General features: G+C 46.7%; 12 protein-coding genes. All 12 read right to left on the reverse strand.

Annotated elements, in window-relative coordinates; all coding sequences use genetic code 11:
- Positions 1 to 5: 5 nt before the first annotated feature.
- The 12 genes from L3D05_RS25945 to L3D05_RS26000 all read right to left on the reverse strand — a co-directional run bounded on the left by L3D05_RS25945 (position 6) and on the right by L3D05_RS26000 (position 13,530).
- Positions 6 to 1,553 (reverse strand): response regulator, encoded by a 1,548-nt coding sequence (locus tag L3D05_RS25945; RefSeq protein WP_239619270.1) that lies wholly within the window; start codon positions 1,551 to 1,553, stop codon positions 6 to 8.
- A 1-nt stretch (position 1,554) separates the two neighbouring features.
- Positions 1,555 to 3,000: a sensor histidine kinase gene (locus L3D05_RS25950; RefSeq protein WP_239619271.1), complete on the reverse strand. Its 1,446-nt coding sequence runs from the start codon at positions 2,998 to 3,000 to the stop codon at positions 1,555 to 1,557.
- Positions 2,997 to 3,974 carry a sugar ABC transporter substrate-binding protein gene (locus L3D05_RS25955; RefSeq protein ID WP_239619272.1) on the reverse strand — a complete coding sequence of 326 codons (978 nt, stop codon included), beginning with the start codon at positions 3,972 to 3,974 and terminating at the stop codon, positions 2,997 to 2,999. The genes L3D05_RS25950 and L3D05_RS25955 overlap by 4 nt, the downstream gene beginning before the upstream one ends.
- A gap of 48 nt (positions 3,975 to 4,022) precedes the next feature.
- On the reverse strand, positions 4,023 to 7,580 hold the full coding sequence (locus L3D05_RS25960; RefSeq protein WP_239619273.1) for an Npt1/Npt2 family nucleotide transporter: 3,558 nt from the start codon (positions 7,578 to 7,580) through the stop codon (positions 4,023 to 4,025).
- 87 nt (positions 7,581 to 7,667) lie between these two features.
- A complete protein-coding gene (locus tag L3D05_RS25965) occupies positions 7,668 to 8,060 on the reverse strand; it encodes an iron chaperone (protein WP_239619274.1) in 393 nt (130 codons plus the stop codon).
- Positions 8,061 to 8,168: 108 nt separating this feature from the next.
- A complete protein-coding gene (locus L3D05_RS25970) occupies positions 8,169 to 8,711 on the reverse strand; it encodes a methylated-DNA--[protein]-cysteine S-methyltransferase (RefSeq protein ID WP_239619275.1) in 543 nt (180 codons plus the stop codon).
- Positions 8,698 to 9,279, reverse strand: a complete 582-nt coding sequence (locus L3D05_RS25975; protein WP_239619276.1) for a bifunctional transcriptional activator/DNA repair enzyme AdaA — start codon at positions 9,277 to 9,279, stop codon at positions 8,698 to 8,700. Before L3D05_RS25975 ends, L3D05_RS25970 begins: the two co-directional genes overlap by 14 nt.
- A 210-nt stretch (positions 9,280 to 9,489) precedes the next feature.
- Entirely contained in the window at positions 9,490 to 11,037 is a 1,548-nt protein-coding gene (locus tag L3D05_RS25980; protein WP_239619277.1) for an ankyrin repeat domain-containing protein, read from the reverse strand.
- A 163-nt stretch (positions 11,038 to 11,200) separates the two neighbouring features.
- Positions 11,201 to 11,488: a hypothetical protein gene (locus tag L3D05_RS25985; protein ID WP_239619278.1), complete on the reverse strand. Its 288-nt coding sequence runs from the start codon at positions 11,486 to 11,488 to the stop codon at positions 11,201 to 11,203.
- 58 nt (positions 11,489 to 11,546) lie between these two features.
- Positions 11,547 to 12,011, reverse strand: coding sequence for a HEAT repeat domain-containing protein (locus tag L3D05_RS25990; protein ID WP_439647987.1), 465 nt, complete (start codon positions 12,009 to 12,011; stop codon positions 11,547 to 11,549).
- Between the two features lie 181 nt (positions 12,012 to 12,192).
- Positions 12,193 to 12,516, reverse strand: a complete 324-nt coding sequence (locus L3D05_RS25995) for a hypothetical protein (RefSeq protein ID WP_239619280.1) — start codon at positions 12,514 to 12,516, stop codon at positions 12,193 to 12,195.
- Positions 12,517 to 12,579: 63 nt separating this feature from the next.
- Positions 12,580 to 13,530 (reverse strand): acetylxylan esterase, encoded by a 951-nt coding sequence (locus L3D05_RS26000; protein ID WP_239619281.1) that lies wholly within the window; start codon positions 13,528 to 13,530, stop codon positions 12,580 to 12,582.
- Positions 13,531 to 13,701 lie beyond the last annotated feature (171 nt).

Here is a 13,701-nt window from a genome sequence, read left to right on the forward strand (position 1 = left end):
TCGCATTAACCGTCCGTTTTTTTGCCAAGAAGCGTCTTCCGATACTCCGTCGGCGAGACGTCGCACATTTTTTTGAACACCTTGCTGAAATAATTCGGATCGTGGTAGCCGATCTCGAATGTTATTTCCTTTAGGCTCTTGTCCGGATCGCTCATCAGCTTCTTGGCCTTCTCGATCCGGCATTCGGTTAAGAAATCGATGTAATTGACTCCGAGCTGCTCCTTGAACATTTTGCTTATGTAGAAAGGGCTTAAACCGACCCTCTTGCCAATCGCATCCAGCGTAATATCCCTATGGGAATGCTCGACGATATATTGCTTAATCTGCTGAATCGTATCCGGTTCCAGCTGTTCATAATGTTTCACGTACGACTGCCTCATTAGGTCAAGCAGGAGACCCGATTCGGAGCGCAACTGCCGATAATCCTGCGACTGAAAAGAATATAAGGGCATATCCGTTTCGACACCCATTTCGATCAACACCCGCGAAGCAATCCAGAGCAACTCCAGCACGCGTTGCTGCGCTTGCAGCAGATCGGCTCCTTCATTCTCGTAACGTCGAATGAAATCCATAATGTCCGCGCGGACTTGTTCCCATTGCCCAAGCCGGATTTGATCGAAGAACTGTTTTTCCCGTTGCTTGGCAAAATGGCCTTCGCGGGCAACGCCTAGAACAGGCGTATCGCAATAAAAACGGTATTTCACGGGTAGCGTCGGATCCATGGAAGCGATTAGCGCTTCTTGATAAGACTGTCTGATCTGATCCAGCGTCCCGCAAGCGTTCCCGATCCCGACGAACCAGCCCGTGCCGACTTCGGACTTCGCCACGGAAAGAATTTCGTTAGCCAAGGATACGGCTTGAGAACGGAAAGTACGATCCGGTTCCCGGAACACGATGATCGGAATTTGGCGGCCATACAATGCGCCAACCCAACCGCTCCCCGTCTGCCTAACCTTATCTTTAACCGCTGAGTAGAAGCTTTCCGAGCCATTCGGCAGCAAGACGATCAAAGCGAACTTCTCGTTCGTCGTCCCAACGCCTAGCAGCCCGACCAGTTCATCCAAATGGACTTCATGCACGTGATCGAACAATAATTGCGTAACGACGTCCGTCTCGACGAGCGGCAATGCTTTTTGCAGCACATCCTGCTGGAGCCTGTTCCTTTCTATCAATTTACGCTCTTCCTCTATTTGCTTCAGAACTTTGCCGACCGTCGCCACGATTTCGCTAGCTTTGCTCGGCTTGAGCAAATAGTCCTTAACGCCAAGCTTGATCGCCTTTCGTGCATATTCGAACGTATCGTACGCCGTTACCATAACGAATTTAATGCTAGGATAGTCTGCGCTGATTCTTTCTAACGCCTCTAGTCCGCTTATCCCCGGCATCTTGATATCCATGAAGATCAAATCCGGCTGGAACTCACCGGCCATCTGTATGGCGATTTTCCCGTTTTTCGCATGTTCGATAGCAAGCCCCGCAAAGTTTTTCTGCAATATCGCTTGCAGCCCTTCCCGCTCGATCTGCTCGTCATCTACGATCAGGAGCTTAATCATACTATTCGTTTCCCCTTGTTTTCGATATTTTCATCATAATCTTGGTACCGCGCTCTGAACCTGAACCGCTCTCTATCCCTATGACATCTTCGTACCCATAGAAAAGGCGAAGCCGCCTGACGACATTGCTAAATCCTATTCCGGTGGAATGTCCTTCCGTTTCGACCGGGTGCTCCTCTAGGATTTGCTTAATCTTAAGCTCCGTCATCCCCGGTCCATCGTCTTCGATCTCGATGGTTACCCGGTCTTCCCCATCGATAATGCGAAACCATATCGTGCCGCCGTTCTCCTCTGGCTCGACCGCATGGATGACTGCATTCTCGACAATCGGCTGTAACGTAAGGGCGGGAATCTGATAATGAAGACAGGATTCGTCGATTTCCGTATGAAACTGCAAGCGTTCTGTAAATCTTGCTTTCTGTATTTCAATATATTGCCGCAGTACCTTCACTTCATCGTATAGCGTAACGGACCTATCCAACCGTTTTAAGTTGTATCGGAGCAATCCAGCAACGCTTGCGAGCAAATCGCTCGTTTCTTCGGAGCCTTCCAAATACGCCTTCTTGGAAAGCGTGTTAAGCGTGTTGAACAAAAAGTGCGGATTGATCTGGCTCTGCAAGCTGCGTAGCTGGCTTTCCTGTAACAGGAGCTTATTCTGTTGCAGTTCGTTCTCGAGCTGCGCCTTCTGTTGGATTTCCGAGATCAAGTTGTTAATATTGATGCGCATGCGATCGAACATCTTCGCGAGGAAGGAAATTTCGTCGTTGGACTCTACCTCGATCTGCAAATCGAACCGTCCCCGCGACAGCTCCTTAGCCGCTTGCGTCAGCTTCAGCACCGGTCTCGTAATGCTTAACGAGAACCAATACGTGAACAATAAGAGCAAGAGCGTAATGAGCAGCAGCAACCACATCCCGAGCTTCTTCAATTCGGCGGATTGCTCGATAATGCTTCGATAGAAGCGATCGTACGTCTTCAGCTCCGTGTCGAGAAGGGTGAGCGTCATGTCGGAGATGTATTTGGATATACGCGTCGCTTCCGAGAAAGCTTTCGCGGAATCCTCCGTTTCCTTCTCCGACAGGAACATCAGCGATCTATCCGTCGTCTCGACGAGGCTATCGATCAAGTTCATGTAGTTGGTCAACGCGAAATCGTTATCCACGTTCCTTAGGTCGATGACCTCCAGCCTTGCTTTACGGATATTCTCCTTGCTCTCATTCAGTTGCACGAGATTGGCATCGTTCGGCGCTAGCAAATAGTTGTTCAGATCCGTAATCGTTTGCTGGCTCGCGCTCGTCACTTCGTTCATCCGTAAATACCGTTGCAAAATATCGTTGTATTGATTTTGGGTTTTCTGGTTGTAATAGGTGAGAGCGCCCCAGATTGCCATCATGATAAACAAGACGACCGCGGCCAACGTCCATATTTTCTTCTGGATGCTGTTCATCGCGTGTTCGCCGCCTTCAACATCCGAATATCGGTGAGATATCCGTCCGTATTGAGAGGGACCATCTCGCCAGTTAACCATTTAATCATAAGATTCACGCTAATCTTGCCCATCGTCTCGGGGGATTGCTCGATCATCCCGTCGAGCTTACCTTGCACGAGCAGAGAGAACGTATCCGGGCTATCGTCGAAGGAATAGATATGATAAGGCTCGACCTTGGAGCGCCTCCCGATCTCTTGAATCATTGCTTCCGCGATATTCGCATTAACGGCTATAAATGCATCTAAATCGGGTAAACGATTCATGAGGTCTTGAGTCGTAGCGATGACCTGTTGCCTCGTGTCAGCCGTTTCCGCATATTCCGTCCGAACATTCGGATATTTGTTCAGGACGTCATAGATGCCTTTTAATCGTTGCTCTTGATAATACTCCTGACGGCTGTCGCCCATAAGGACGACTTTACCTGTATGTCCCATGTCGGATAGCAGCTGCTTCGCAATCAATTCGCCTGCCAAATACTGATCCGATCCTACGTAAGTCCTTCTAAGGCTTTCCGCCATCGGCACGTCATTCGCCACGGTAATGATAGGGATGCCGTAGAAGGCGGCCTTCAGTTTCGTTAAGTTTTTGAACTCCTCGGTGTCCAGACCCTGCACGATAATTCCGTCTACTTTGGAGTCGATGGCGATCTCGATTTTTTTCAAGAAATCCTCTTGGTTTTTGTTGTAGCTTCCCCAAACTTCGATGCTCGCCCCGTTCTTCTGGGCTTCTTCGATCGCGCCTCCGCCGACTTTGACCCAGAACGGCGTCTCCAGCTCTTGCGTAATCAGAACAAGGCGATACTGCGCTTGCTTATGGGCTGAGGTTCGCGGCAATTGCCATTCGGAACGAAACACTTTATACGCCGATACGAACGTAAAATAAAACAAGATGACGCATGCGAGACCGAGTATGAGAATGACCGTTTTTCGCAAGAGAATGAGCTCCGTTTCCCTAGTATGCTATATCCTTTTTATCATCCGCTAACCCTTGCCGATATCGCGATTCCGCGATTGCTGAAACCGTTCGGCTAGAACGCGAATAATTCCTTTAAGAACTTCGATGCGTTGGAAGCAAAAAGCGATGACCTGCTCCCTGCTCAATTGTATTAATACGGTTCGAGTGACTGCCTTACAATCGGCCGACCTAGGTTCCCCATCGATAATGGCCATCTCTCCGAAGCTTTGGCCAACGCCAAGCGACGCCAAAGACTCGCTTCCCTTATGAACTTGAACCTGCCCTTCAATAATACCGAACAGGGTATCGCCATCTTCGCCTATTCGGCATATCGGCTCCCCCGCTTCGTATACGCTCTCCTTTACCATATGTGCCAGATGCAAGAAGTCTGTCTGCGAGCAATGTGCGAACAGACCAATTCTCTGCAACGTCAACATGCGTCGTACTATCGTTTCGTTGCTCTCTTGAACTTCATTCTGTGAATGGTCATGATCAAGTTCAACCGTTGCAGCAGCCTCATGTTCTGCGGCTAGGGTGACCTCCGATACGGGTATTCTTGCATTCATGGAACGGAGACGACGAGAAAGCAGCTTCATCATCTCCAACGCAATCTCTGTTCTCTCGAACAATAAATCGTAGAAGGCTTGGGAAGTGAGCCGATATAGCTCGGTATCCTCCTCGGCGATAATCGTTGCCGATCTTGGACCGTGCGAAATGACGGCCATCTCTCCCACGCATTCATTCGCGCTTAGCTCGCCTATTTTCACCATTCGTTGGTAAATTCCCATCGTTCCTTGTTTAATCAAGTAGAGGGAATCTCCCGTATCCATTTCCGTAATAATCGGAGTTTTTATCGTCGCATGAACAGGCTCCAACTGCTTGGAAATATGAAATAAATCCCTGCCGGGTAATTCGGAGAATAACGATACGTTTTTCAACAGATGAACACGTTCCAGCGATTCATCATTCAGCTCTGTTCCCGGCGAATGGACATGATCGATTAATCGGCGCATCCATGGATCAGCTTGACCCTGTAACCAATCAAGGCTTGTCTCGGCGAGCGTAGGTTCCGAAGCCCCTTCCCGCAAGGTAGTTTTCTGCGTAATGATCCTCGTCATCTCGGTACGCAGCTTTCCGGTCAGCAGTTGATCGATCACCTCGGCAGCGTTGGCCTGCTGCCTGACATCGCCGGTCGACCAGTTGGCATAGACGGCGTGAATCGTTTTCGCATCGTATACTAAGGCCAGTAGCTCGAATAGGGTTCTGACCTGACGGGCTATCGTTTCCTCTATCGCTTCAATAAGCAATTTAAGCCTATCCGTATCAGGAAGATTTAGCCTGTGCTTCACCCACTCCCAATATAATGCGATTTCCATCATAACTAGTTGTTCGCCATAACCAGGATCAATGGAACAACCTTCGCTCTTCATTCGAGCGGCCGATTCTACTGCCTTCTCTCGCATATCTACTGTCAATTGGCTATAGCCCTCCAGCAATGCATCGAAAGCTTTGGCCGTTCCTATGGTTTCCAGTACGCGAGGGATGTGCAGATGATCTTGATCGGCATATAAATAGGTTTTAAGCAAAGGAATGATCCCGTTCTCTTCATAGGCAGCCATCGCTTCGATCGCCTGCTGTCTGGTACTGCTTTCTTCTAGTAGTGGAACTATATAAGGAATCAATTCCGGAATACGCAAACTCTTGGCTGATTTCAACGCGCCTATTCTTACCCGGTCGGAGGAGTCGCCCAGCATCGGGATTAAGGGCTTATAGAAGCTGGATATCCCGATTACCCCGAATAAGTTAGCCATTGCCGTTCTTTCTTCCTCGCGCTCGCTGCCGAGCATTTCCTTTAAGGCTCCCACAGCATGAAACATGCCTTCTATCCCGTAATACTTAATCAATCCCGCAATGGCTACCGAGCGGATTTGCGATTCGTTTTCCTTCAACAAATCAACGATGCGTTCCATATTCGATTCTTTCGCATAAGCAGCAATTGCTAGTATCGCATTAGACCGAATACGTATTATCGGCGAATCCATGAGGGAATATAAAAGGGGCTCCGCTTCAAGAGGGACCGTTAATTGAATAGATTGCAAAATGGCGATCTGGATTTCTTCCGAGGGATGCTGCAGCAACTCCCCCATATAAGGCTTCACATCGAACTCGGGGAGCCCCTGCAATAATTGAAAAGCATACATCGCTTGCTGCTTGTCCGAACCGCGCAAAGCTTCAACCATCACTTGAATGCTAGCCGGATCCATAAGATTCACGTTATCATCTCGCATAGACATCGTCTTGGACTGTAACGTGGTTAGCAGCATCCGCAGATACGCCTTCTTAATCTTGATAGCCGCCACCATACCGCACGTAATTAAGCCAAGAATAATATAACTGAATTGTTCGATCGATAATTTCTGCGATAAGAGCAATAGGCTGATTGCCGCAATTCCCTTGGCTCCATTCCGAACGATACCATCCAGAAAGCCTTTAGCCCGCCCTCGCCATTCCGGTGGAATAGGAAACATAATCAATTGGCTAACGGAGCTATATACCGTGTCTCCCAACACCTTGTCGCTACCCTTCACCATCGTGGCAATCGCAACGACAGGCATGATCAACAGCAGAGCGCTTCCCGTAAACAATACGAAGGGGAACACGAGAATAGCCGTTGTCACTCCGAACCGGGTAATCAATTTGCCAGACATAAAAAATTGCACCAGAAGCGCCAGTATTCCCGCATAGCCGTAGAAGCTTCCCATAAAACCGGCTAAAGCTTCGTTCTGCAAGCTTCCACGAAGAATAATCTTGAACTGATAATCGATAAGCGTTAGCGAAATGACTATCGTTCCTGCTACTATGGCCACATACCGCAAATGAGGAACCGCTTGGAATAGTCCTTGCTGCTTCTCCGTCGCTCGCCCCGGTTTCTTCGGGGTATTCTTAACGTTGAAAACCTCTGAGCGGTTGGATATTTTGCGGTTGACTAATAGGACGAATAACAAGCTCAGCAACTGGAATCCCGCATAGACATAAATGAGGTTTTCCGTACCTAGAGGTTGCACCAGTAGCTTAAGGCCGAACCCGCTTAATATTCCTCCTAGAATTCCGCCGCTGCCCACCCATCCGATCGTGCGCTTGGCTTTACGCTGATCCATCGTAGCGGTCGCGAATTGCCAGAAGCTTACGATCATCAGAAAATTTAGTACATCGTATCCGATATAAATGACGGGCAAGATCCCGTTCACTTCCATACCAATGGCTATTCTTGACATTAGTGCCAGCAAACCGGCCATTAGGATGACAACGGCAACCAATTGATCCGTACGAAATCGACCGCATATCCGCTGATAGATTATTCCTACTAGCAATAATGTAACCGCTTGCGGCAAATACATATAGGAGAGCATCGAGGAATCATATTGACTGAGAAACAAAGTATCCGCTGCCGTTCGACCGACCGTAGCCGCAGAGACAACGCAAAATAAGTAACCGAATAGGAATAAGATTTTCGAATATTCGAATCGATCCGATTGAAACTGGCGCATGATGGAAGCGAGCGGACTTCTCAAACTCTGTTTCAAATGTTGCCCTCCTCGGCCTTTCCAACCCTAGGATGAATAACTAAGTTAGATTAGCTTTCGACAATTTCCTTCCATATCCTCTTTACGCTAGTTTTTCTTCTTTTTCAGCTTACTTTCCGCACGCGCTACATCCTCGGCAACTCTATATCGAACGATCTTCCCTATCAACTCGTAAGGCAGAGGCTTATTAATAGGAAATTGGACTGATCCTTTTGCTCCTTTATATTCCGACAACTCCTGTTTGAAGGCGGCAATTCCGTCCGCGCCCGGATAAAATCCAATGTGATTCTTGTAGGCCGCAAAATGTACCAGATTTCCGTGCAGCGCAAATGTTGGCATCTGATAGCTAATCTTTTCTTTCGCGTCAGATGCCGATTGTTTAATCGTTTTTCTTAACGTTTCAAGTATTTCCTGAACTTCGCGAGGGAATTTTGAAATGTAATCATCAATGGATTCAAAGGTGATTTTGTTGGATTCCATAATAATCTCCTTTCTATTCGATACTCGTCTTCATCTTATTTTAACAGGGATTTACATATTGGCTACACTTTCCTCTTATCACTATTCGACCCTATTAAACCTCGCGTTTCAAAACCGGAATCGTTCATGTCCAACGGCCTCCAAATGTATGACCCCCTCCAAAGCAAGAATATCTTTCTTCATTTGAAGCCCTCCTCTAAACCCGGTTAACGTACCGTTGGAACCGACGACCCGATGACAAGGTAAAACAATCGGCAAAGGATTGCGCCCTATCGCCGTACTTGCTGCCCGTAGCGCTGACGGTTTTCCGATTGCATTCGCAAGCTGCTTATACGTCCAGGTATCGCCATAAGGGATCTGGTTGAGGGCCATCCATACTCCTTGTTGAAACTTTGTCCCTTCTACATCCAGAGGAACCTTATCGAAGCTGACCGGCACCCCCGCAAAATACTGCTCCAATAATTCAATGATGCCGAATTCATCGAAAAGGCTGCGATCCTCGACCATATGCGCGACATCTTGATTCAACCCGGCTAAGGTCGCAACTTCAGGAGGGTACAACAATTGGCTGATTCCGCGCTCACTCGCTATAAGTGTCCATGGCTGATGGAAGCCGATTACCGTTTGTCGATATTTCTTACGGGTTATCAAATAAATCTCCTCCTCTTAATCCATTCCGATACCCCGATGGAGAGATACCCGTTCTCCGGGAAAACCAAGAGGCGAAATAGGATGGACTGCCGCAGCCCACGGCCTCTCCGATCTCCGCGATGCTGGCGTTAGATTCTATTAAGAGTCTCTGGGAGTGCTTTAATCGAACCCTCTCGGTTTTTTCCGCAGGTGAATATCCTCTCACTTCCTTGTATATTCGCTGCAGATGATAGGGGCTTATTGCAAGTGAAGCTGCCAACATGGTCAAAGTCAGCTTGTCCTTATACTGAGTCTCGATAATCGCATCTACCTGTGCCGCCAAAGCCGCATTCGGTCGAAGTGCTCCGTTCGCTTCGGGCTTACACCGTTTACAAGGCCGAAAACCCGCTTGAAGCGCATCTTCTAGCGAGGAGTAAAACGTCACATTACTGGCAAAGGGAATTTTGGCCCGACAAGTAGGTCGACATACGATCTTCGTGGTCCTTACTCCCGTAAAATATACGCCTTCGTAAGTCGATTCACGGTTAACAACCGCTTCGTATACGAGGTCAAATAATTTTTGTTCCATCTCTTTCACCTCATCTCCATACAAGTATAAGGCAATTTATATTTCGGTAGTATTGCACCTGAATAGGACAGCAACATATCGACAGCATGGTTTACCCTTTCAACGCAACAGATGCCGGATTTTCAAGAAGCTGAATAAAAAGAACAAAAACCGCGTAGCATCGTGCCTTCGCGGTTTTTGTAGATCGACGAAAAATTGATTTGGAGTCCTTTATTGCTCTAGCGTTATTAATCCCATGATTTCTTCCCTAGTGTCCAGCTTCAGATTACTGTCAGGGTCTTCCAAATACCATTTGTTAAATCCGTATTTACTCAGTAGCCGTGTAATTTCCGGACTTTCCTTAAAATAAGCGTTCAAGGAAATCCGGCCCGGCATCATCGGCACTAATTCGTCGCCGTCCGCCCCGTATTTAAGGAATTTCTCCGCTATCGTGAGATCATCCGATTCTAGAGAGTATTTCAAGGGCGATACTGAGAACTCATAATCTCCCATAGGTATATTGGGGTCTGCTCCGTTCTTCAATAACCATTCGATTTGCTTCACGTTGTTAGCGTCGAGTGCATTGCCAAGAGCCGTTCCGGTCCAATTATTCGTTTCCGTCGAGTAAAGCCGACCTGAAGTGTAAAACGAAATATTCGAGTTCACCGATACGGAATTCTCGCCGTCGTGGATAATATGATCCAGCTCGTCTATCGTTAGATCATTACCGTGCATGAGCAGCGTTTCCGTTCTTTCTGCTTGTATAATATTGCTTTTACTAAGTCCTTCCCGAAGCCTGCCTAATATTGTCTCATCCGTAATTCCTTTAATAAGTGCAACGGTATAAGCGGAGTTCCCATTCTCGTCCTTTATATCCGTCTTTACTCTATAAGTTAGGAGAGTATCTAGTAATGAATTCGTGGCAGATTTATCGTAATCTATTATAGCTTCGATTAAGTAGAACCTTCCCGCGGCTAGCGGTCTATCTAAAGATTCGCCGCAACCTACGAGATTATACACATTCCCGCCCTCCAGAATACTTTTATATCCCTGACTATTATCTACGGCGAGGATTTTTCCATACTGGGCATCATCTTGTTCCTTAACGTTTTCACACCATGAGCTGCCCTTAATATCTTCAAAAGAAACTTTATCGATTTCATCCAGTTGGAATTTACGGCTATCAAAATCAAAGTGAACCTTCGCCGAGCCGGTTAGTATAATCGGACGTTCTCCCAATCGAAATCTTACGGTTCCGTTATTCTCTTTAACGAGCTTAAAATCATCAAAATCCGCAGTATGAAAACCCATGTGTTGATTGGCAATCCAATCATGCAGTATATTGTCTTTCACTTTGCTGTCCAAGTCATAAAAAGAAGCGTTATTCATTAGGCTAAATACATCTCTATCTAATTCGATTACGTCTTTATCCTTATTTAATTTTAGGACCGCCGAGATAACTATGCCGCTGCTGCCCCCTGTGGGAGCGGATATCATAATGTTTTTCTGACCTTCCGAGCTTGAAAGCTGCTCGATTTCTAATGACGTTGCGTCGAATTCGTCTATCTCTAATTCATATGATTTTGTCCCGTTTGTTAAGGTGATTTTATCGGAAACAACATTGGCTTTATAGGTTTCACCGTTTAATGTCACTTCGTATTGTCCGGTAGCTACCTTCGCGCTTTCCATTTGCGTAGAAACCGAGTCTACTGCTTTTCCATCATCCGAGCACCCAGTCGCACATAACATAACAATGACAAACAATAACAACTTTTTCATTAGTCCGGCTCCCATTTCGTTAATGATCTTAGTATATAATCGTCACCTTAATATTTCCAATTAATAGCTGAAGGAATAGAATGAATTCGTATATCCATAAAAAAGCCTGCTCAACGCTTGTCATTAACAAGCGGAGCAGGCTATTCGAACGATAAATCATTTTTTATTTGCTTCCGTATTCCAGCGTGGCTTTATCAAGCATGGATTTCCAATCCGCAAAATTCGTGTCCCTCGCAACATGCCGATCAAAAAGTTCGTCCGGAATGTTAGCTACATCTTCTTGGACCCTTACTTGAAAATTACCTTTCTCCAGAAACTCCGCAAAGCTTTTGGAGTTGGAGTACTCTTTCATGAATGATTCATTAAACAACTCTTCTAACGAAATATGATTCGGATCTTTTTGAATTGTTTTCTGACCTTGCAATTCCAACAACAGATCATCAAACGACATCGGCTTCTGCTTTTTCAGTTAAACCACCTCAAGTTTCTGTTTTATCGGTTCCATTCCATCATGTCCTTAATGATGTCCACTTGCTTTCAAGCCACTTATCGAATTCCGCGTCCAATTCGCCTTCATAGGTGTCATAGATATCGAGTCTCATCTTTTTTAATTTATCCTTAAAATCAGGAAAAGAATGACCTTTGGGCAAGCTTTTCTTAATTCTAACCAATATTTTAGTGAGTCCATCAATCAAATCGCCTTTCTTCCTAGACGGCAATTGAACGGCTTCACCTAATTGTTCGAGTTGACGGAACGCGGCTTCTTGAATTCGATATACGGTATCGTTATTCATTCTATACAATAACACATCAATGACTTGTTTGTTATGCCATTGGCCTAATTGTTCCACGGCAGCCAATCGTTCTCTCCAATTGGACGTCCGATTCGCGGCTATTTTTAACTGTTCGTAATTCTCGGGCAATTCATTTTTCCCATCATTTATACTCAAGTGGATCCCGTCCTGTTCTATCATTCAATTATATTGTTGATTGTACCATTATTCCGGCCATCCTAACCGCCTGAATCCTTTTTTATTATGTAGCAAAATGAGTGCTTCGTAAACAAAGCTTTCTCCACAGGGCTGTTTACACCCTCATTAATAGAGAGTTCAAAAACATAACCCCTCCCGATTGATGGCGGAAGGGGTCGTCAGTCTACCCAATAACTGTTTTTTTATCCAAATCAATAAATACGACAAGATTTCCGGAAGCATTCGTTTCCGTATTATTGAAGGTAACGCAATATACCTCATCTTTATTGTAGTTTTTATCAATTACGGACTTTATTTCATCATTCACAGTCACTTTTTTTACGATTGAATCTTTAGGGCTTACCGGAATTAGATCTTGTTCTTCGTCAGTAAGGCTGTTGAATGCTACCATCTCAATCGGCAAATCTTTATTAGAATCGAATACATGACAGCCAGTCAAAGTGACTGCTATAAGCAGCAATATTGGAATAAATGTTAGCTTGTTCAAACTATCCCTCCCTCTTTCTATATGAGACGTTTATACTTACACAGATGTTTCTTGTTACCGACGTTACGGTTTCAAATGCTCCCTTAGCGTTAGCAGCTTCCTCGTATGAGCATTCGAGATAAACTCATGTCCATGATAGCGATGGACCGATATATCCTTCGGGCATTGCAGATGATTATACGCGGCAAAAACGGTGGACGGAGGCGTCACCGTGTCGACCAAGCCGATACAGATCCACGTATGGCAACGAATTCGCATCCCGATATTCATAATATCGTGATAAGCGAGCGTCCGCCTCGCTTGCTCCTCGACTTCAGGATCGGAGTTACGCTTGAAGAATTCACCGAACTCCCGATAAGGCTCGTCGAACGCAAAGTCGAGTATGCGCTCGAAGTTCGTGAATCCCGGGTAGTCCGCGCACGCGACAATCGGAATCGACGAAAATGCGGCCGCGGCCAGCGTAAGGGCTCCTCCCTGGCTCGTGCCAGCTACCCCGATCCGCAAGGCGTCCACCTCCGATAACGATGCGAGCACTTCCACGGCGCGTACGGCATCCATATAAACGGCACGGTAATAGTATTGCTCCGGACTGAGAATGCCTTTGGTGAGCCAGCCTATCACGTGCCCATGAGAAGGTACGACATTGTCGGCGCTACCTCCCTGTTGACCGCGTACGAGCATGTGGAGCACGGCATAACCATGCAGCGCCATAGTGGCCGTCTCGTGGATGTCGCCATCGGGCGACCAATTGTAGCCGTGATAGGTGACCAGTCCCGGCAAAGTCCCTGTCTCAGCAGCAGGTAAAGCTAGAAGAGCCTCGATCCGAGCGCCGCGGAAGCCGGCGAACGCGATTCGGAACACGCGCACCCGATCGCTCGGATATTCCACGGGTATTCGCTCAAGCACCTGCACCGGAGTCTCGCTTAATTCCTCAAGCGCATGCTCCCAGAACGCATCGAAATCGTCCGGTTTCGTCAACCGCGGTCGATAATTCCGCAGTTCCTCCAAGCTCATATCGAATAGCTGTGCGATATTTATCCCCTCCTGTATTTACGCCAATACGACGAGCATACGGGAATCGTCCGACGTCTGAATACTGCTCATTTTCGCGGCATAAAAAAGGTACTGTGCGAAATGCAAAAATGCGTAAAATTGACTGCACTTTATCCAAAAAGCGGCGCCCGC

The organism is Cohnella mopanensis (assembly GCF_022352055.1).
In the GTDB taxonomy this organism is placed as follows: domain Bacteria; phylum Bacillota; class Bacilli; order Paenibacillales; family Paenibacillaceae; genus Cohnella; species Cohnella mopanensis.